The sequence below is a fragment of the Quadrisphaera sp. RL12-1S genome (assembly GCF_014270065.1).
GTDB lineage: Bacteria > Actinomycetota > Actinomycetes > Actinomycetales > Quadrisphaeraceae > Quadrisphaera.
On record NZ_JACNME010000001.1, the window covers coordinates 466,213 to 485,508 of the forward strand.

The following is a 19,296-nucleotide window of genomic DNA, read 5'->3' on the forward strand; positions in this document are numbered from 1 at the left end:
GGGTCCGTGAGGGCCCTCCCCCGAGGTCTGCGCGCGGGGCCACCGGTGGACGCCGCCGAGCTGCTCGACCCCGGCCCGTGGCGCCACCGCTACGTCACCGCGAACGGCTGCCGCTTCCACGTGGCCGAGTCCGGTCCCGACGACGGCTCAGCGCCCCTGGTGCTGCTCCTGCACGGCTTCCCCCAGTCCTGGCGCGCCTGGAAGCACCACCTCGTGGCCCTGGCCGGAGCTGGCTACCGCGCCGCGGCGCTCGACCTGCGCGGCAGCGGCGCCTCCGACAAGCCTCCCCGGGGCTACGACACCGCCACCCTCGCCGCCGACACCTCCGGCGTGGTGCGGGCCCTCGGCGCCCAGCGGGCGGTGCTGGTGGGCAGCGGCTGGGGCGCCTGGGCGGCGTGGGCCTCCCCCGCGCTGCAGCCGGCCACCACCGCGGCCGTCGCCTCCTTCGGCGAGCCGCACCCCCTGCTGGTGCTGCGCGAGCCGTGGCGGGTGCTCACGTCGTCGGCCGCGCGGCACCTGGCCCGCGTGCAGGTGCCCACCTTCCCCGAGTGGGCGGTGCGCGACGGGTCGATGGTCGAGCAGGTGCTGCGCGCCTGGGGCGCCCCCGGCTGGGCGGACGAGACCGTGGTGGCCGAGCACGCGGCGGCGCTGCGCGTGCCCTTCGCCGCGCACGCGGCACTGGAGTGCTACCGGTGGGTGGCGCGGTCGAGGGTGCGCGCTGACGGCCACGCCTTCGCGCGCGCCGTCTCCCGGCCGGCGGGCGTGCCGGTGCTCACGGCGCAGGGGACGCTCGACGGGGCCGTGGTGCCCGGGGCGGTGCGCCGCAGCGCGCCGTGGGCGGGTGCGGGCTTCCGGTGGGCGGAGGTGCCCGGAGCCGGCCACTTCCTCGGCGAGGAGGCCCCGGAGACCACCGCTGACCTGCTGCTGGACTGGCTCGGAGGGCTCGACCTCGGCTGACGCCGGTTGACGCCGGCTGACCCCGGCTGCCGTCAGCCGGTGGTGCAGGCCCCGGTGGAGACCTGCCGCGTGGCCTCCTGGGCCTTCTGCAGCACCGGCCGCGCCTCGTCGAGTGTCAGCGCGTAACCGGTGCCGCGGTCGGTCAGCGACCTCGCGAACACCACGCCCACCACGTTGCCGCCCGGGTCGAGCAGCGGCCCGCCGGAGTTGCCCGGCTCGACGTCGGCGGCGAGGGAGTAGACCTGGCGGACCACCGTGGCCCTGCCGTAGATGTCCTTGCCCTCGGCCCGCAGCACCTCGCGCACCCGAGCGGGGACGGCCGTGAAGGGCCCGTCCTGCGGGAAGCCCGCCACCACGGCGTCCGCGCTGGCGCCCAGCTGCCGGCCGGTGCCCAGCGGCTCGGCGCGCAACCTCGGCACGGCGAGCACGGCGAGGTCCTCGGCGGGGTCGAAGAGCACCACGGTCGCGTCCAGCCGCTCCCCCTGACCGCCCACCTGCACCTGGGGGGCGGTGACGCCCGCCACGACGTGCGCGTTGGTGACCACCCGCTGCGGCGCCACCACGAAGCCGCTGCCCTCGCTGCCCTTGCGGCAGGCCTCGGCGGTCCCCGTGATCTTGACGATGCTGCCCTGCGCGGTGGAGGCGGCACCGCCCACCACGGCGTCGTTGGGGGCCGCGACCTCCCGCACCGGCTCCTCGCCGGTGCCGCTGAAGACGCGGGGGAAGTCGTTGGCCTCCACCACGGACCGGAACCCGGCGAAGAGGGACTCCGCCTGCGGGGGCACCAGGGTCCCGATGGTGGAGATCACCTGGGACGAGGCCACGGCACGGGCCAGGGAGGGCATCGGCCCGGCGCGCACCGCGCCGGCCACGAACCAGGAGACCAGGGCGACGGCGACGACGGCGGCGACCGCCCCGAGCGCCGAGTCGACCACCTGCGCGGGCTGCCACGTGATGACGTCGCGCAGGCGGCGGCCGACCAGGGACCCCAGCAGCTGGCAGCCCCAGGCGACGAGCAGCACGCCCGCCACCACCACCACGGTGCGGGTGCGCCCCGGCTGCATCGAGCCGACCACGAGGGGCAGCAGCCACATGCCCAGGCCCGCTCCCGCGATGAACGCGCCCACCGAGAGCAGGCCCACCACCAGGCCCTGCTTGAGGCCGGACAGCCCGTAGACGATGAGCAGGAGCAGCAGGACGACGTCGAGGGTGCTCACCGGCCCGCCTCCGGCACGCCACCGGTGACGGCGGACAGCGGGAGGGCGCGGGAGGCGTCCCACGGCCGCTCCAGGCCGGCCACGCGCAACAGCGCGTCGAGCACCGCCGCGGTAAAGCCCCACGCCACGAGGTCTCCCCCCAGCGCGAACGTGGGCCCGGTCCAGCCGGACCGGGTCCGCACGACCGCCCGGGAGGCGGGGTCGGTGAGGACGGGCAGGGGGACGCGCAGCACGCGCGCCACCTCGACGGGGTCCCCCACCCCCAGCGCGGACGGCTCGGGCTCCCAGGCCAGCACGGGCACCACCGAGGCGCCCGTGGGCGGCACGTCCAGCGCCGGCGCGACGCCCAGCACCTCCACGCCCGCCGCGTCCAGGCGGACCTCCTCGCGCGCCTCGCGCAGCGCCGCGCGCACGGGGTCGCCGCCGTCGTCGTCCTCGACGCCCCCGCCGGGGAAGGCGATCTGCCCGGAGTGCGAGCGCAGGCCGGACGCCCTCTCGAGCAGGACCACGTCACCCGCGCCGTCGGCGCCGGGACCGAAGAGCACGAGCACCGCCGCCCGGCGGCCGCTGCGGGCGCCCAGGCGGACGCCCTCGGCGCGTGCGGCGCGGGTGCGCGCCCCCAGGTGCTCGGCCACGGCCGCGCCCACCTGCGGCAGGGAACCCGCGAGCCGCTCCAGCCAGTCGGGCCGCGCCACCTCCGAGGCCACCTCCGGCGTCACCCCGGACCCGCCAGCTCCGCGGCGGACAGCCCGGCAGCGGCCGGCGGACCGGGCTTGACGAGGGCGGCCGCCTTCACGGGGTCGGTCTCGCCGACGCCGTAGGAGGGGCAGTCCCGGGCGATCGGGCACGCCCCGCACGCGGGCCGGCGGGCGTGGCAGGTGCGCCGGCCGTGGAAGATCACGCGGTGGCTCAGCGGGGTCCAGTCCCTGGGGGGGAAGATCGCGGCGAGGTCCTCCTCGACGTCCACCGGGTCCTCGTGGGTGGTCCAGCCGAACCGGCGCGACAACCGCCCCACGTGCGTGTCGACGGTGATGCCGGGGAGCCCGAACGCGTCCCCGCGCACGACGTTGGCGGTCTTGCGGCCCACGCCCGGCAGCGTGACGAGCTCCTCCAGGCGGCGCGGCACCTCGCCGCGGTAGACCTCCACGAGGCGCGCCGCCAGGCCCTGCACCGAGGCGGCCTTGGCGCGGTAGAAGCCCACCGGCCGCAGCACCTCCTCCAGCGCGGTGCGGTCGGCGCCCGCGAGGTCGGCCGGGGCCGGCCAGGTGGCGAACAGCTCGGGGGTGACGCTGTTGACGCGCACGTCCGTGGTCTGCGCGGACAGGACGGTCGCCACGAGCAGCTGGAACGGTGAGGCGAAGTCGAGCTCGCAGCGGGCGTCGGGGTAGCGCTCGGCCAGGGCCCGGTGCATGCGCCGGGCCCTGCGCACGAGGGCGAGGGGAGTCTCGCGCTCCCCGCTGCCGGGGCTCCCCGATCGCGGTGGCCTCACCAGCGAAGGGTACGGGCGCGGGCTGACCGCACCCGGGAACTCGGGGTGGTCAGCGCGCGCGGCGGCGCAGGCGCTCCACGTCGAGCAGGTTGACCGACCGGGCCTCCAGCCGCACCCAGCCGCGGGCGGCGAAGTCGGCCAGGGCCTTGTTCACCGTCTCGCGGGAGGCGCCGACCAGCTGGGCGAGCTCCTCCTGGGTGAGGTCGTGCTGGACGAGCAGACCCGTCTCGGTGGTGCGCCCGAACCGCAGCGCCAGGTCGAGCAGGGTCCCGGCGACGCGTCCGGGCACGTCGGTGAACACGAGGTCGGCGAGGGCGGTGTTCGCCCGCCGGAGCCGGCGGGCCAGTGCCCGGAGCAGCTGCTGGGCGACCTCGGGGCGGGGGGCCATCCACGCGTACAGCTGCTCGTAGTCGAGCGCCACGAGGCGCGCCGGTCCCACGGCCACCGCGCTGGAGGTGCGGGGCCCCGGGTCGAACCAGCTGAGCTCGCCGAACATCTCCCCCGGGCCGAGCACCGCGAGGAGGTTCTCGCGCCCGTCCCCCGAGGTGCGTCCGAGCTTGATCTTGCCGGCCTGGATGACGAAGAGGTCGGCGGGCTCGTCGCCCTGGGCGAAGAGGACCTGCCCGCGCTTGAGCTCCACCACCCGTGCCAGCGACAGCAGGACCTCGGAGGCCTCCTCGTCGACCCCCACGAACAGGGGGGCGCGTCGCAGAACGTCCTGATCCACGCTGGCAGTGTGCCGCACGCGCCCCCGGTCGGCCTCAGGCGCACCACCCGTGCGGGCGACGCCGGGCCTGGGGCGGTCAGGAGACCTCGGCGACGACCTCCACCTCGACGGGGGCGCCGAGGGGCAGCTGGGCCACGCCCACGGCGGAGCGGGCGTGGCGCCCGGCCTCGCCGAAGACCTCCGCGAAGAGGTCGCTGGCGCCGTTCGCGACCCCGGGCTGGCCGGTGAAGCCGTCGGCGCTGGCCACGAAGACCGTGAGCTTGACGATGCGCGCCACCGCGTCCAGCCCGACCTCCGCGTCGAGCGCGGCCACGGCGTTGAGCGCCGCGGTGCGCGCCTGCTCCTTCGCGGCGGCGGGGTCGACGAGGCCGTCGCCCTCGCCCACCAGGCCGGTCACGGGCAGGGCGCCGCCGACGAAGGGCAGCTGGCCGGAGGTGAACACCAGCGAGCCGGTCCGCACCGTCGGCACGTAGGAGGCGACGGGCGCCGCCACCGGCGGCAGCTCGAGGCCGAGGGCTGCGAGGTTCTCCCGCGCGGTCACCGGGTCAGCCCTGCTTCGGGCGCTTGAGGTAGGCCACGAGGCCGTTGCCGCCGGGGCCGGGCACCACCTGCACGAGCTCCCAGCCCTCCTCGCCGAAGTTGTCGAGGATCGCCTTGGTGCTGTGCACGATGAGCGGCGCTGTCAGGTACTCCCACTGGGTCACGCCTGGCGAGCCTAGTCCCGGGGGTGCTGTCCGGGGGCGCGGCGGCGGCCCCGTCCGTACTGTCGGTGGGTGATCGCACGCACCGAGGCCCGGGGCGAGCAGCCCCGGCTGCACGTCGTCACCGGCAAGGGCGGGACCGGCAAGACCACGGTCGCCGTGGCGCTGGCGCTGGCGCTCGCCGACGAGGGCAGGCGGGTGCTCGTGTGCGAGGTGGAGGGGCGCCAGGGCGTCTCGCGCCTGCTGGGCACCGAGGCGCTGCCCTACCAGGAGGTCGAGCTGGCCGAGGGCGCCGGCGGCGGCCAGGTGGTGGGCCTGGCCGTGGAGCCGCGCGCCGCGCTGGTGGACTACCTCGACACCTTCCACGGCGGCGTCCTCGGAGGCCGGGGCGCCCGCGCCTCCACGGTGCTGGACCGCGCCGGCGCGGTGGAGTTCATCGCCGATGTGGCGCCGGGCCTGCGCGACGTCCTGCTGGTGGGCAAGGTCTACGAGGCCGTGCGCCGCACGAGCACGGGTCGCTCCGACGGCGGGGAGCCGGCCTACGACGCCGTGGTGCTGGACGCCCCGCCGACCGGCCGCATCACCCGCTTCCTGGGCATCGGCGACGAGCTGGCGCAGCTCGCCGCCGGTGGCCCGATCGCGGCGCGCGCGGCGTCCGTGGCGGCGCTGCTGCGCTCGGAGCAGACGGCGGTGCACCTGGTCTGCCTGCCGGAGGAGCTGCCCGTGACCGAGACGCTGGAGGCCGCGGCGGAGCTGCGCGCCGCCGGGCTGCCGCTGGGCGCCGTCGTCGCCAACCGCGTGCTGGCCGGCGCCGGGGACGGCGGGGGCTCCCGGGCCCGGGTGCGCGCGGCGCTGCGGCGGGCCCTCTCCCCCGAGGACGACGACGGCGGGGGCGGCAGCGGGGGCGGCGCCGAGGACCTGGTGGCGGCCCTGGAGGCCCAGGAGCGGGTGCGCGCCGCCCGGGTGGCCGAGCAGCGGCACTGGCTGGAGGTGGTCCGCGGCGCGGGCCGCGGCGTGCGCGAGCTGCCCGACCTGCCCGGCGGGGTGGACCTCGAGGGCCTGTACCGCCTCGCGGACGACCTCGCCGCCTCGCCGCTGCCGTCCCCGCAGGACGCGCCCGCCCCCGCGGGAGGTGCGGCGTGAGCGCGGGACCGGGCGCGGCGGGCGGCTGGGACCTGGACGCGCTCCTGGACGACCGCGGCGTGGAGGTGGTCGTCTGCGCGGGGTCCGGTGGCGTCGGCAAGACCACCACGGCAGCGGCGGTGGCGCTGCGGGCCGCCGAGCGGGGCCGCCGGGTGGCGGTGCTCACGGTGGACCCGGCCCGCCGGCTCGCGCAGGCCCTGGGCACCGAAGGCCACGCGGGTCCCGACCAGAAGGAGGACGACGGTCCCGCGCCCGACGAGCCGCGCCGGGTGCCGGGCGTGGACACCAGCCGGGGCGGGAGCCTGGACGCCCTCGTCCTCGACGCCCGTCGCACCCTCGACGCCCTGGTGGACTCCGCCCTGCCCCCGGCCCGCGCGGAGCAGGTGAAGTCCAACCCCGTCTACAGCTCGCTGGCGACGTCGTTCTCCGGCACGCAGGAGTACATGGCCATGGAGCGGCTGGGGCAGCTGCGCGCCGGCAGGGGCACCCCCTCGGGGTGGGACCTCGTGGTGGTCGACACCCCGCCGAGCCGTTCCGCGCTGGACTTCCTGGACGCGCCCACGCGCCTGGCGTCCTTCCTCGACGGCCGGTTCGCGCGGCTGCTCATGGCCCCGGTGCGCTTCGCGGGCTCGGCGCGCACGGGCTCGGGCCTGCGGGCCGCCGGGGGCCGCGTGGTCGGGGCGCTGGCCGGTGGCGTGGCGACCGCGATGGACCGGGTGCTGGGGGGCCGGCTGCTCCGCGACGTCCAGGCGCTCGTGGAGGGGCTGGACGAGGTCTTCGGAGGCTTCCGGGAGCGGGCCGAGGCGACGTCCGCGGCGCTGCGGGACTCCCGGACGGCCTTCGTGGTGGTCACCGCGCCGGAGACCGAGCCCCTCGCGGAGGCGGTCTTCCTCGTGGGCCGGCTCCGCTCGGCGGAGCTGGTGCCGGCGGCGGTGGTGGTCAACCGCGCGACGCGCGCCGCCGAGGGGCTGGACGCCGCCGCGGCCCGACGGGCCGCGGACTCGCTGCGGGACGGCACCGCCGACCAGCGGCGGGCGGCGCAGGTGCTGGACCTGCAGGTGGAGCTGCTGGAGCGGGTGGAGCGGGAGCGGCGCCTCGTCGACGAGCACCTGGCGGGCTCCGGGACGGCCACCGCGCTGGTGCCGGCCCTGGACGGCGACGTCGCGGACCTGGAGGGGCTTCGGGCGGTGGGTGCGGCCCTGGCCGGCGCGGCCCCGCGGTCGGGGCGCTCGACCTGACCGCTCGGTCAGGCGGTGCGGGCGGAGGCGGCGGCCTCGGCGCGGGCGTGCTCGGCCTTGGCGGCCTGCAGGAGGCGGCTCCAGGACTGCACGTTCGGGCGGCGCTTGAGGATGGCGCGGCGCTCGCGCTCGGTCATGCCGCCCCAGACGCCGAACTCGATGCGGTTGTCGAGGGAGTCGGCGAGGCACTCGGTGCGGACCGGGCAGGCCTGGCAGACGACCTTGGCCCGGTTCTGCTCAGCGCCCTGGACGAAGAGGGCGTCCGGGTCCGTGGTGCGGCACGCGGCCTGGGTGGTCCACTCGGCGGGCTCGAGGTAGAGGGTCTCGCTCATGGTGGTGCCTTCCGGTCGGTGGAGCGGCGGGGAAGCGCCGATCGGTGGGGCCCGAGCCGGCCAGGAGGACGAGGGCTTCTGCCCCGTTCCACCCGTCCGGACGAGTGACACGGATGAAGTTACGAACTGGTCACGCTGGTTCCCACCCCTCGTGCGGGCCATTTCCAGGACCACCGGTGACTAGTCACCGTGGCCCACGGCTGCGCACATCACGGTCTGGTAAGGGACCTCGTGAGTGGCCGGGTCGGACGCACCGGCCCCGTACGCTGGAGGCATGCCGGCCCGCGCCCCACGCCCCCGTCCCGACGACGGCGACGCGGACGGCCGGTCGACGCGGCGCAGCGCGTCCTTCGGGCGGGCGACCAAGCTCCTCGCGGGGTTCCTGGCGGCCAGCGTCGGCGCCGGCGTGCTCGTCGCGGGCCTGGCGGCGCCTGCGGTCATCGCCGCAGGTCAGACCAGCAACAACACCGTCGCCGCGTTCAACAGCCTGCCGGCTTCGCTCGACCAGCCGCCGCTGAGCCAGCAGACCCGCATCCTGTACTCCGACGGGTCGCTGATGGCCACCTTCTACTACGAGAACCGCATCCTGGTCCCCCTGGACAAGGTCTCCCCGATCATGCAGAAGGCCATGGTCGACATCGAGGACAGCCGCTTCTACGAGCACGGCGGCGTCGACCCGCGCGGCCTGGCCCGCGCCTTCGTGCAGAACTCCCAGGGCGGGGACACCCAGGGCGCCTCCACGCTCACGCAGCAGTGGATCAAGAACGTGCAGGTGGAGGAGGCGCTGTCCGCCCTGCCCACCAACGCGACGGCCGCCGACCGGCAGAAGGCCTTCAACGGCGTCACGGTGCGCTCGGGTCTGGACGGCTACGTGCGCAAGCTGCGCGAGATGAAGCTGGCGATCGCCGCGGAGAAGAAGTTCTCCAAGGACCAGATCCTGGAGAACTACCTCAACATCGCCAACTTCGGCGGCGGCCAGTACGGCGTCGAGGCCGCCAGCCGGCACTGGTTCAACAAGTCGGCGGCCGACCTCGACCTGTCCCAGGCGGCCCTGCTGGCCGGCATCGTGCAGAACCCCGTCGGGTACGACCCCGTGAACAGGCCCCAGGAGGCCCAGACCCGTCGTGACACGGTCCTGGCCCGCATGCTGCAGCTGGGCACCATCTCCCAGGCCGACCACGACGCCGCGGTGGCGACCCCGCTGGAGAAGGTGCTGGACGTCCAGCAGACCCCGAACGGCTGCGAGCAGGCGGGCTCGGCGGGCTTCTTCTGCGACTACGTGGTGAAGGAGTTCCGCGACGACGACGCGTTCGGCGGCTCCAAGGAGGACCGGCTCAAGCAGCTGTACCGCGGCGGCCTGACCATCACCACCACCCTCGACCGGGGCCGGCAGGACGCGGCGTTCCAGGAGGTGGCAGCCGGCGTCCCGGCGGACTCCACGGTGCCGACCAACCACCTCGACGGCACCGGCAAGGTGGTCCGCGACCAGGGCACGTCCAACTTGGGAGCCTCGATCGTCTCGGTGGAGCCGGGCACCGGCAAGATCATCGCGATGGCGCAGAACCGCACCTACAACACGTCCCCGGACGCCCCGGCGGGGGCGACCGCCATCAACTACAACACGGACTACACCGAGGGAGGGTCGGCCGGGTTCCAGCCGGGCTCGAACTTCAAGCCCTTCGTGCTGGCGACGTGGCTGGCCTCCGGACGCACGCTGAACGCCACCGTGAACGGCACCCAGCGCGCCTACCCGAACGGCAGCTGGAAGTACGGCAGCTGCTACTCCGGGTCCGGGTACGGCGGGGAGCCCTACGCCCCCGGCAACGCCGGCGACGGCGAGGAGAGCGGCACCATGCCGGTCCTGGAGGCCACGGCCAAGTCCATCAACACGGGCTACGCCGCCATGGAGAACCAGCTCAACCTCTGCGACGTCGGTGCCACCGCCCAGGCGCTCGGCATGCACAAGGCCAAGGCGGACACGCGCAACATCACGGGCAAGACGAGCACGGACATCAACGTGACGCCCGCGATGATGCTGGGCGTCGACGAGGTGGCCCCGCTGTCGGTCGCGACGGCGTACGCGGCCTTCGCCGCGGAGGGGAACTACTGCGTCCCCACGGCCATCGCGAAGGTCACCGACGCTGACGGGAAGGGCCTGCCGGTCCCCGCCGCCAAGTGCAACCAGGCGATCTCGAAGGACGTCGCCAACGGCGTCAACTACGCGCTGCAGCGCGTGCTGCAGTCCGGCGGCACGGCCTCCGGCAACGGGCTGGCCGGAGGACGCGAGGCCGCGGGCAAGACGGGCACCACCGACAAGTCCGTGGCCACCTGGTTCACCGGGTACACGCCGCAGCTGGCCACCGCGGTGTGGATCGGGGTGCCGGAGCGCAGCATGTCGCTCAACGGGGCCACCATCGCCGGACGCCGCTACCCGACCATGTACGGCGCCACGGTCTCGGCCCCGATCTGGCAGAAGTACATGAACCGCGCGCTCGACGGCGTGGACCAGCAGGACTTCAACGACCCGCCGTACAGCATCATCGGCAGCCCGCCCGCGCCGCCGCGCCCGGCCTACACCCCCGGCCCGAGCGGCGGCGGCCAGAACGCCGCTCCCTCCCCTGGCGGCCAGCAGGGCGGCGGCCAGGGCGGCCAGCCGGGCGGCGGCCAGGGCGGCCAGGGCGGTCAGCCGGGCGGCGGTGACCAGGGCGGCCAGCAGGGCGGCGGCGGCGGTGGCGGCGGCGGCCAGCAGGGCGGCGGTGACCAGGGCGGCCAGCAGGGCGGCGGCGGCGGTGGCGGCCAGGGCGGCGGCGGCGGCGGCGGCCAAGGCTGACACCGACCCACGCGTGACACGACGAGGTCCGCACTCCCGAGGGGGTGCGGACCTCGTCGCCGTCCGGGGCCACGGGCGACCACCCGTCGCCTGACTGGCAGCGGCCCGCCACCCGCTGGAGGGTGTGCCCCGTGCGCGGACTCCTGGGCCTGGCGGTGCTGGTGGGCGTCGGGGTGCTCTTCTCCGCCCACCGGCGCCGCATCCCCTGGCGGACCGTGGGCACGGCCCTCGCGCTGCAGGTGGTCTTCGCGTCCCTCGTGCTGCGGTGGGGACCGGGCCGGACGGCGCTGGACGCCGTCGCCAGCGGCGTCGAGGCGCTCATCGGCTACGCCGACGAGGGCACCACGTTCCTCTTCGGCCCGCTGACGCAGGTCGGCCCGTCGCTCGGGTCGGTGTTCGCCTTCGGGGTGCTCCCTGTGATCATCTTCCTCGGGGCGATCATCCAGCTGCTCTTCTACCTCCGCGTGGTGCAGCACGTGGCCTGGGCCCTCGGCGGTGCCCTGGGGTGGCTGCTGCGCGTCTCGCGGCTGGAGAGCTTCTTCGCGGCCGTCGTCATCTTCCTGGGGCAGAGCGAGGCGCCCCTGATGATCGCGCCGTACCTGAGGCGGCTGACGCGCTCGCAGCTGTTCGCCGTCATCACGGGCGGCTTCGCCGCGGCGGCCGGCTCCACCCTGCTCGGGTACGCGCAGCTGGGCGCGCCGCTGCCCTACCTGCTGGCCGCCACGGCCATGAACGCCCCCGCGTCGCTGCTCATGGCCAAGCTGCTGCTCCCCGAGACCGAGCCCGTGCAGGAGACGACCGGCGACGACGACGTGAGGAAGGTCCGCGACACCGAGTCGGCCAACGCCATCGACGCCCTGGGGCGCGGGGCCCTGGCGGGCGGGCGCATCGCCGTCGTCGTCGGCGCCCTGCTCATCGCGTTCATCGCGGTGCTGGCGCTCGCCAACGGGATCGTCGGGGGCGTCGCGGGCCTGTTCGGCGCCCAGGGGGTCACCGTGCAGGGGATCCTCGGGTGGCTGCTGTCACCGCTGGCCTGGCTGCTGGGGGTGCCGTGGTCGGAAGCGGGCCAGGCGGGCTCGTGGATCGGTCAGAAGACGTTCCTCAACGAGTTCGTCGCGTACTCCGACTTCGGCCCGAAGACCGCCTCGCTGGACCCGCTGACGGTGGCCGTGGTGAGCATCGCCCTGGCGGGCTTCGCCAACCTCGGCTCGATCGCCATCATGATCGGCGTGCTCGGGTCGCTGTGCCCGGAGCGGCGCGGCGAGGTGGCGCAGCTGGCGCCGCGGGCGCTGCTCGCCGGGGCCATGGCCAACCTCGCCAACGCCGCGGTCGCCGCCGTCGTCCTGTCCCTGTAGCGGCGGCGCCTCAGGAGGCGAGCGCGCGCTTCACGGCGGCGGCCAGGCGTCCGCCGTCCACGGTGGAGCCCACCTGCGGGCGCAGCACGCCCATGACGGCGCCCATGGCCGACGGCCCCGTCTTCCCCGCGGCGGCGACCTGGGCCACGGCGGCGTCGACGGCGGCGGACAGCGCGTCGTCGTCGAGCTGGGCGGGCAGGTAGGCGGTGAGCACCGCCTCCTCGGCGCGCTCGCGCTCTGCCGACTCCGCGCGGCCGGCGCCGGCGAAGGCCTCCGCGGCCTCCTTGCGCTTCTTCACCTCGGTGCGCAGCACCGCCAGCACCTCGTCGTCGGACAGCTCGCGGGCCTCGGTGCCCGCCACCGACGCGGTCTTCACGGCCGTCAGCGCCATCCGCAGGGTAGCGGTGCGCACCTCGTCACGGGCCCGCATGGAGGTGTTGAGGTCGGCGCGCAGGCGCTCGGCCAGGGAGGGGCTGGGGGTGCTCACGCCCTCGAGTCTGGCAGGGTGGGCGAGCGTGAGTCGCCTCGGTTTCCCCCGCACCGCCGCCCTCCGGTCCGCGGCGCTGGGCGCCGGCGCGGTGGCCGCCGCCGGGGCCGCAGCGGTGGCCTGGGGCGCCGGGTACGAGGTGCGCTCCTTCCGGCTGCGCCGGTTCCAGGTGCCCGTGCTCCCCTCCGGGCAGGCGCCGCTGAAGCTCCTGCACGTCTCGGACCTGCACATGATCGCCGGCCAGCGCGCCAAGCAGGACTGGGTCCGCTCGCTGGCCCGCCTCGAGCCCGACCTCGTCATCGACACCGGCGACAACATCACCTCCCCGCAGGCGGTGCCCGAGGTGCTACACGCGCTGGCGCCCCTGCTGGAGCTGCCCGGCGCCTACGTGCTCGGGTCCAACGACTACTTCGCCCCGAAGCCCAAGAACCCCGCCGCCTACCTGTGGCGGCCCTCGCGCGCCCACACCAGGCCCACCCCGCTGCCCACGGGCGAGCTCACGGACGCGTTCGACGCCGCCGGCTGGCTGGACCTCACCAACGCCCGGGGACGGCTGCAGGTGGACGGGCGCCGGCTGGACCTCGTGGGCGTGGACGACCCCCACCTGCAGCGGGACAGGTACCTCGACGTCGCCGGCGCCGCCGACCCCGCCGCGGACCTGTCGCTCGGCGTCTCCCACGCCCCCTACCGCCGGGTGCTGGACGCCATGACCACCGACGGGCACCAGCTGCTCATCGCGGGCCACACCCACGGCGGCCAGCTCTGCGTGCCGTTCCTGGGCGCGCTCACCACCAACTGCGACCTGCCCCGGTCCATGGCCAAGGGGCTGCACCGGTGGGAGCGCGGGCGCCGGTCCTCCTGGCTGCACGTGAGCGCCGGCCTGGGCACCAGCCCGTACGCCCCGGTGCGGTTCGCCTGCGCACCCGAGGCGACCCTGCTGGAGCTCGTCCCGGCGTGATCCCGGCCTGGTCCCGGCGTGATCCGGGGGCTGCGGGGCCCGCACGGCGCAGCCGCGTCGAGGGAAGCCCCAGACCTCGGCTAGAGTGGTCTGCGCTGCTCCGGGGTGTGGCGCAGCTTGGTAGCGCGCTTCGTTCGGGACGAAGAGGCCGCAGGTTCAAATCCTGTCACCCCGACCACGGTCACGAGGGCCCCCGCTGAGCGGGGGCCCTCACCCGTTCGGAGCCCTCCCAGCGCGCGTTCATGCGCACGACACACGTGCAGTGGCACCCTCCCCCTCGCACCCGGTGCCGCAGGCAACGCACCGGGTCTCATCGAGGACGACGGGTCAGGTGGCGGTCATGGCAGTGGCAGACCTGAGGGCGGACGAGGGCGACGGCGCCCTCGGAGCACAGGCCGAGAAGAGCAAGCTCCAGAAGCACTTCGGCAGGGCCGACATCTTCTTCTTCCTCGTGTGCACCCTCGTGGGCATCGACGGGCTGGGCACGCTGGCCACCAAGGGCGGCGAGGGCTTCACCTGGCTGGTGGTGTGCGTCCTCCTCTTCGCCGTGCCCTCCGCCGCGCTCCTGGCGGAGCTGGGGGCGGCCTTCCCCGACGAGGGCGGTCCCTACGTGTGGGTGCGGATGGCGTTCGGGCGCCTGGCCGGTGCCATCAACAACGTCTTCTACTGGGTCACCAACCCCGTGTGGATGGGCGGCACGCTGGTCGGGACGGCCCTCGGCGGGCTCATGACGTTCTTCCACGGCGGCGAGGAGTTCTCGACGACCTTCCAGTACGTGTTCGCCTTCGCGTTCATCTGGGCGGGCGTGCTCTTCGCCGTCCTGAGCTTCCGCGTGGGCAAGTGGGTGGCGACCGTCGGCGCCCTGGCCCGCTTCGCGCTGCTGGGCCTGTTCAGCGTGCTGGTCATCGCCTACGGCTTCGCGCACGGCTTCCACGGCCCCTCGGCCAGCAGCTACGCACCGAGCTTCTCCGGCTTCGTGGTGCTGGTGCCCCTCATCCTCTTCAGCCTGGTGGGCTTCGAGCTGCCCAGCGCCGCCGGGGAGGAGATGGAGGACGCCACCAAGGACGTGCCCTCCGGCATCGCCAAGTCCGTCATCGCCACGGGACTGCTCTACGGACTGCCCGTGCTCGGCATCCTCCTGGTCCTCCCCGAGCAGCAGGCCAGCGGTCTGGCGGGCTTCCCCGACGCCGTCCGCCAGGCGCTCACCGTCTTCGGCGGCAGCGTCGCACCCGCCGCGGACGGCACCGTCGCGGTCACCCTGACGCCCTTCTCCACCGCCGTCGGCTACGTGATGGGGCTCCTCGTGGTGCTCGTGGCCTTCACCTCAGGCCTGACCTGGATCATGGGCTCGGACCGCACCCTGGCGGTCTCCTGCTACGACGGCGCCGGCCCGCGCTCCCTGGGCCGCTTCTCGGAGCGCTTCGGCACCCCCCTGCGCGTCAACGTGCTCTCCGGGGTCATCTCCACGCTGGTCTTCGTGGCGGCCAACACCATCACCTCCGGTGACGCCGGGAAGTTCTTCACGGTGGCGCTGGCGCTGGCGGTCTCCACCACGCTCATCAGCTACCTGGGCATCTTCCCGGCCGCCTGGGTGCTGCGGCGCCGGCTGCCGGACGCCCCGCGCCCCTACCGCGCCCCGGCGCTCGGCCTGCTGACGGTCGTCTCCACCGCGTGGATCGTGTTCTGCACCGTGCAGATCCTCTTCCCGGGCCTCGGCGACGGCTGGTTCACCGAGGACTTCCGCGCTGACGGCTGGGAGTTCTCCGAGCGGTGGACCTACCTGCTGGTGGAGCTGGTGCCGCTGCTGGTCTTCACCGCCCTCGCCGTGGCGTTCTGGGCCGTCGGCCGGCGGGAGCTGCGCGCCGCCCACCCAGCCCGCTGATCATGCAGAAGACCCGCACCTGAGAGCCTCAGGTGCGGGTCTTCTGCATGATCGCGAGACTCAGCGAGCAGGTCAGCGGCCGGTGAGCTCCGCGGCCACCAGCTCGGCGATCTGCGCGGTGTTGAGCGCCGCGCCCTTGCGCAGGTTGTCACCGCACACGAACAGGTCCAGCGTGTGCGGGAAGTCCAGCGCCTGCCGGATGCGCCCCACCCACGTCGGGTCGGAGCCCACCACGTCGGCGGGCGTGGGGAAGTCGCCGTTGGCCGGGTCGTCCAGGACGACGACGCTGGGGGCCTCGACCAGCGCCTGGCGCGCCGCCTCCACCTTGATGGGCTTCTGGAACGTCGCGTGCACCGCGAGGGAGTGCGTGGTGACCACGGGCACCCGGACGCAGGTGGCGGAGACCTTGAGGTCGGGGATCCCGAGGATCTTGCGGCTCTCCGCGCGGACCTTCAGCTCCTCGCTGGACCAGCCGTCGTCCTTGAGGGAGCCGGCCCACGGCACTACGTTGAGCGCCAGCGGCGCCGGGAACGGGGAGGGGTCGTCCCCGAGGCGCTCGGCGATGGCGGTGCGCACGTCACCGGAGCGGGTGCCGAGCGCCGGGTCCCCGGAGACCGCCTCGAGCTCCGCGTGGAGCCGGTCGATGCCGGGCTGGCCGGCGCCGGACGCGGCCTGGTAGGAGGCCACCACCAGTTCGGTGAGGCCCCACTGGCGGTGGAGGGCGCCCAGGGCGTCCATCATCGTCAGCGTCGTGCAGTTGGGGTTCGAGATGATCCCCCTGGGCCGGTTGCGGATGGCCGCCGGGTTGACCTCGGGCACCACCAGCGGGACGTCCGGGTCCATGCGGAAGGCGCCGGAGTTGTCGACGACGACGGCGCCGCGAGCGGCCGCGACGGGACCCCACTGGGCGCTGACCTCGTCCGGGACGTCGAACATGGCCACGTCCACGCCGTCGAAGACCTCCGGCGCCAGGGCCTGCACCTCGACGTCCTCGCCGCGGACGCGCAGCTTCTTGCCCGCGGAGCGCGCCGAGGCCACGAGGCGGATCTCGCCCCAGACGTCCTCGCGGGTGGAGAGGATGCCGAGCATCACGGTGCCGACGGCGCCGGTGGCGCCGACGACGGCGAGGACGGGCTTGCGGCCCGCCGCCGGCGCGCTGCTGGGGGTGCTCTCGCTCATCGTCCGGTCCCTCCGTAGACGGTGGCCCTGCCCTCGTCGGCGCTGGCGTCCAGCCCGAAGGCCGTGTGCACGGCGCGCACCGCGTCGTCCAGCGCGCTGTCGCGCGTGACCACCGAGATCCGGATCTCCGAGGTGGAGATCATCTCGATGTTGATGCCGCTGTCGGCCAGCGCCTTGAAGAACCTCGCGGACACCCCCGGGTTGCTGCGCATGCCGGCGCCGATGAGGGACAGCTTGCCGACCTGGTCGTCGAAGCGGAGCGAGCCGAAGCCCACCGAGCCCTGCACCTGCGACAGCGCCGTCATCGCCGCCTGGCCGTCGGCCTTGGGCAGCGTGAAGGACACGTCGGTGAGGCCCGTCGCGGCGGCCGACACGTTCTGCACGATCATGTCGATGTTGATGCCGGCGGCGGCGACGTGCTCGAACAGCTCCGCGGCCGTGCCCGGCTTGTCCGGGACGCCCACCACGGTGATCTTCGCCTCGCTCCGGTCGTGCGCGACGCCGGTGATGATCGCGTGCTCCACGGGAAGGTCCTCCATCGATCCGGCCACGAGCGTCCCGGGCCTGGGGCTGAACGAGCTGCGCACGTGCACGGGCACGCCGTAGCGGCGGGCGTACTCGACGCAGCGGAGCATGAGCACCTTGGCGCCGCTGGCGGCCAGCTCGAGCATCTCCTCGTAGGTGACGGTCTCGAGGCGGCGGGCGGCCGGCACGATGCGCGGGTCGGCGGTGAAGACGCCGTCGACGTCGGTGTAGATCTCGCAGACGTCGGCGCCGAGCGCCGCGGCCAGGGCCACCGCCGTGGTGTCGGAGCCACCGCGGCCGAGGGTGGTGATGTCCTTGGTGTCCACCGAGACGCCCTGGAACCCGGCCACCACGGCGACGTCGCCAGCGTCGAGGGCGTCCCGGATGCGGCCGGGGCTGACGTCGATGATGCGCGCCCGGCCGTGGGCGGAGTCGGTGATGACGCCCGCCTGGCTGCCGGTGAAGGAGCGCGCCTGGATGCCGAGGTTGGCGGTGGCCATGGCCAGCAGGGCCATCGAGATCCGCTCACCCGAGGTGAGCAGCATGTCGAGCTCGCGCGCCGGGGGCAGCGGGCTGACCTGCTCGGCGAGGTCGAGCAGCTCGTCGGTGGTGTCGCCCATCGCCGAGACCACGACCACCACGTCGTGGCCGGCGCGGCGCGTCTCGGCGATGCGCGCGGCCACCCGCTTGATGCCCGCGGCGTCGGCGACGGACGAGCCGCCGTACTTCTGGACGACCAGGCCCACCGGGGGCACCTCCTGCGCAGTGCTTCGTGTCGTCGTGCAGGTCGCCGCGCGAGGGCGCGGGGCACGGAACGGCACAGGACTCTACCGGCGGCGGCCGTGTCGCCCGACCGGCTGAGTCCCCGCCGGTGCCGGGGTGCGGGAGGATCGGAGCATGGCGCCGCTGCAGATCACCGCCCTCACCGCCGAGCGGTCGGCGCTGGCCCTGCCCGACCTCCCGTGGGACGCGCCGCTGAGCCGGTGGCCGGCGGAGACGCTCGCCGCGCTCCCCCGCGGCATCTCGCGCCACGTCGTGAGGTTCGTGCGCCTGGCGGACGCCGTGGTCGCGGTGAAGGAGAACACCGAGGAGCTGGTGCGCCGCGAGTACGGCCTCCTGCGGGTGCTGCGCCGCCTCGACGTGCCCTGCGTCGTCCCCGTCGCCGTGGTGACCGGGCGCACCACGCCCGAGGGGGAGCAGCTCGACCCGGGCCTGGTCACCCAGCACCTGCAGTTCTCCCTGCCCTACCGCGCGCTGTTCAGCCAGTCGCTGCGCCCCGACACCGCCACGCGCCTGGTCGACGCCCTCGCGGTGCTGCTGGTGCGCCTGCACCTGGCCGGCTTCTACTGGGGGGACGTCTCGCTGTCCAACACCCTGTTCCGCCGCGACGCCGGGGAGTTCGCGGCCTACCTCGTGGACGCCGAGACCGGCGAGCTGCACCAGGAGCTGTCCGACGGGCAGCGCGAGAACGACGTCGAGGTGGCCCGCATCAACATCGCCGGCGAGCTCATGGACCTCGAGGCCGCCGAGTACCTCGACGAGAGCGTCGACCCGGTGGAGGTCGCGAACAGCATCGTCGAGCGCTACCACTCCCTGTGGCAGGAGCTGACGGGCCTGGAGTCGTTCGAGCAGGGCGAGCGGTGGCGCGTGCAGGCGCGCATCGAGCGCCTCAACGAGCTCGGCTTCGACGTGGGCGAGCTGTCCATCTCCACCGACGTCGGCGGCTCGGTGGTGCAGATCCAGCCGAAGGTGGTCGACGCGGGCCACCACTCGCGGCGCCTGCTGCGCCTGACCGGCATCGACGCCGAGAACAACCAGGCCCGCCGCCTCCTCAACGACCTCGACGCCTACGTGGCGGCCACGGACCGCCAGAACGACGACGAGGAGATCTCCGCGCACGACTGGCTGGCCCAGGTCTTCGACCCGGTGGTGCGGGCGGTGCCGCGCCGGATGCGCCGCAAGCTGGAGCCGGCGGAGATCTTCCACGAGGTGCTGGAGCACCGCTGGTACCGCTCGCAGGAGGCGCAGCGCGACATCCCCCTGCTGGAGGCGGCGCGCTCCTACGTCGACGACGTGCTCTCCCAGCGCCCCGACGAGCAGGCGCTGATCCTGCAGACCGGTCTCATGGACACCGGTCAGATGGCGGCGGTGGGCATGGACCGGGACGAGGCGCCGCTGCTGGGCGGCTCGGGGCACGACGACCCCGACGACCCCGAGTCCGACCGCATCGACGGCTGGCTCTCCAGCCACGGCTGAGCCGCCGCGTCCGGCGGGTA

Annotated in this window: 18 protein-coding genes and 1 tRNA gene; 9 read left to right on the forward strand and 10 right to left on the reverse strand. The window is 74.8% G+C overall.

Going from position 1 to position 19,296, the window contains the following annotated elements; genetic code table 11:
* The first annotated feature begins 6 nt into the window (after positions 1 to 6).
* Entirely contained in the window at positions 7 to 957 is a 951-nt protein-coding gene (locus H7K62_RS02180; protein WP_370591568.1) for an alpha/beta fold hydrolase, read from the forward strand.
* 32 nt (positions 958 to 989) lie between these two features.
* Here H7K62_RS02180 and H7K62_RS02185 read toward each other — a convergent pair whose 3' ends face one another.
* The 6 genes from H7K62_RS02185 to H7K62_RS02210 form a co-directional block, all read right to left on the reverse strand.
* A complete protein-coding gene (locus H7K62_RS02185; protein ID WP_186715884.1) occupies positions 990 to 2,174 on the reverse strand; it encodes a MarP family serine protease in 1,185 nt (394 codons plus the stop codon).
* Positions 2,171 to 2,893 (reverse strand): NUDIX hydrolase, encoded by a 723-nt coding sequence (locus H7K62_RS02190; RefSeq protein ID WP_222436893.1) that lies wholly within the window; start codon positions 2,891 to 2,893, stop codon positions 2,171 to 2,173. Before H7K62_RS02190 ends, H7K62_RS02185 begins: the two co-directional genes overlap by 4 nt.
* Positions 2,890 to 3,585, reverse strand: coding sequence for an endonuclease III (nth, locus tag H7K62_RS02195; RefSeq protein WP_186716529.1), 696 nt, complete (start codon positions 3,583 to 3,585; stop codon positions 2,890 to 2,892). The genes H7K62_RS02190 and nth overlap by 4 nt, the downstream gene beginning before the upstream one ends.
* Before the next feature lie 127 nt (positions 3,586 to 3,712).
* Positions 3,713 to 4,390 carry a Crp/Fnr family transcriptional regulator gene (locus H7K62_RS02200; RefSeq protein ID WP_186715885.1) on the reverse strand — a complete coding sequence of 226 codons (678 nt, stop codon included), beginning with the start codon at positions 4,388 to 4,390 and terminating at the stop codon, positions 3,713 to 3,715.
* A gap of 76 nt (positions 4,391 to 4,466) precedes the next feature.
* On the reverse strand, positions 4,467 to 4,931 hold the full coding sequence (locus H7K62_RS02205) for a RidA family protein (protein WP_186715886.1): 465 nt from the start codon (positions 4,929 to 4,931) through the stop codon (positions 4,467 to 4,469).
* Between the two features lie 4 nt (positions 4,932 to 4,935).
* Complete coding sequence (locus tag H7K62_RS02210; protein WP_170131469.1) at positions 4,936 to 5,094, reverse strand: DUF4177 domain-containing protein; 159 nt, start codon at positions 5,092 to 5,094, stop codon at positions 4,936 to 4,938.
* A gap of 69 nt (positions 5,095 to 5,163) precedes the next feature.
* On the opposite strand from H7K62_RS02210, the gene H7K62_RS02215 reads away from it, so the two are divergent.
* Together H7K62_RS02215 and H7K62_RS02220 are read left to right on the forward strand one after the other, a co-directional pair.
* Entirely contained in the window at positions 5,164 to 6,234 is a 1,071-nt protein-coding gene (locus H7K62_RS02215; protein ID WP_222436894.1) for an ArsA-related P-loop ATPase, read from the forward strand.
* On the forward strand, positions 6,231 to 7,472 hold the full coding sequence (locus tag H7K62_RS02220) for an ArsA family ATPase (RefSeq protein ID WP_186715887.1): 1,242 nt from the start codon (positions 6,231 to 6,233) through the stop codon (positions 7,470 to 7,472). The genes H7K62_RS02215 and H7K62_RS02220 overlap by 4 nt, the downstream gene beginning before the upstream one ends.
* An 8-nt stretch (positions 7,473 to 7,480) precedes the next feature.
* On the opposite strand, the gene H7K62_RS02225 is transcribed toward H7K62_RS02220, so the two are convergent.
* Positions 7,481 to 7,804: a WhiB family transcriptional regulator gene (locus H7K62_RS02225; RefSeq protein ID WP_186715888.1), complete on the reverse strand. Its 324-nt coding sequence runs from the start codon at positions 7,802 to 7,804 to the stop codon at positions 7,481 to 7,483.
* A 274-nt stretch (positions 7,805 to 8,078) separates the two neighbouring features.
* On the opposite strand from H7K62_RS02225, the gene H7K62_RS02230 reads away from it, so the two are divergent.
* Together H7K62_RS02230 and H7K62_RS02235 are read left to right on the forward strand one after the other, a co-directional pair.
* Positions 8,079 to 10,634: a transglycosylase domain-containing protein gene (locus H7K62_RS02230; RefSeq protein ID WP_186715889.1), complete on the forward strand. Its 2,556-nt coding sequence runs from the start codon at positions 8,079 to 8,081 to the stop codon at positions 10,632 to 10,634.
* A gap of 131 nt (positions 10,635 to 10,765) precedes the next feature.
* Positions 10,766 to 11,989, forward strand: coding sequence for a NupC/NupG family nucleoside CNT transporter (locus tag H7K62_RS02235; protein ID WP_222436895.1), 1,224 nt, complete (start codon positions 10,766 to 10,768; stop codon positions 11,987 to 11,989).
* Positions 11,990 to 11,999: 10 nt separating this feature from the next.
* On the opposite strand, the gene H7K62_RS02240 is transcribed toward H7K62_RS02235, so the two are convergent.
* Entirely contained in the window at positions 12,000 to 12,476 is a 477-nt protein-coding gene (locus H7K62_RS02240) for a GatB/YqeY domain-containing protein (protein WP_370591569.1), read from the reverse strand.
* Between the two features lie 28 nt (positions 12,477 to 12,504).
* Here H7K62_RS02240 and H7K62_RS02245 point away from each other — a divergent pair, with 28 nt between their 5' ends.
* From H7K62_RS02245 to H7K62_RS02255, 3 genes are all read left to right on the forward strand, one after another.
* Positions 12,505 to 13,434: a metallophosphoesterase gene (locus H7K62_RS02245; RefSeq protein WP_370591570.1), complete on the forward strand. Its 930-nt coding sequence runs from the start codon at positions 12,505 to 12,507 to the stop codon at positions 13,432 to 13,434.
* Between the two features lie 101 nt (positions 13,435 to 13,535).
* A tRNA-Pro gene (locus H7K62_RS02250) sits at positions 13,536 to 13,612 on the forward strand.
* Between the two features lie 162 nt (positions 13,613 to 13,774).
* Positions 13,775 to 15,316, forward strand: a complete 1,542-nt coding sequence (locus H7K62_RS02255) for an APC family permease (RefSeq protein WP_186715894.1) — start codon at positions 13,775 to 13,777, stop codon at positions 15,314 to 15,316.
* Between the two features lie 72 nt (positions 15,317 to 15,388).
* On the opposite strand, the gene H7K62_RS02260 is transcribed toward H7K62_RS02255, so the two are convergent.
* Complete coding sequence (locus H7K62_RS02260; RefSeq protein ID WP_186715899.1) at positions 15,389 to 16,495, reverse strand: aspartate-semialdehyde dehydrogenase; 1,107 nt, start codon at positions 16,493 to 16,495, stop codon at positions 15,389 to 15,391.
* A complete protein-coding gene (locus H7K62_RS02265) occupies positions 16,492 to 17,766 on the reverse strand; it encodes an aspartate kinase (protein WP_186715900.1) in 1,275 nt (424 codons plus the stop codon). Before H7K62_RS02265 ends, H7K62_RS02260 begins: the two co-directional genes overlap by 4 nt.
* 151 nt (positions 17,767 to 17,917) lie before the next feature.
* Here H7K62_RS02265 and H7K62_RS02270 point away from each other — a divergent pair, with 151 nt between their 5' ends.
* Positions 17,918 to 19,276 (forward strand): DUF4032 domain-containing protein, encoded by a 1,359-nt coding sequence (locus tag H7K62_RS02270; RefSeq protein ID WP_186715901.1) that lies wholly within the window; start codon positions 17,918 to 17,920, stop codon positions 19,274 to 19,276.
* Positions 19,277 to 19,296 lie beyond the last annotated feature (20 nt).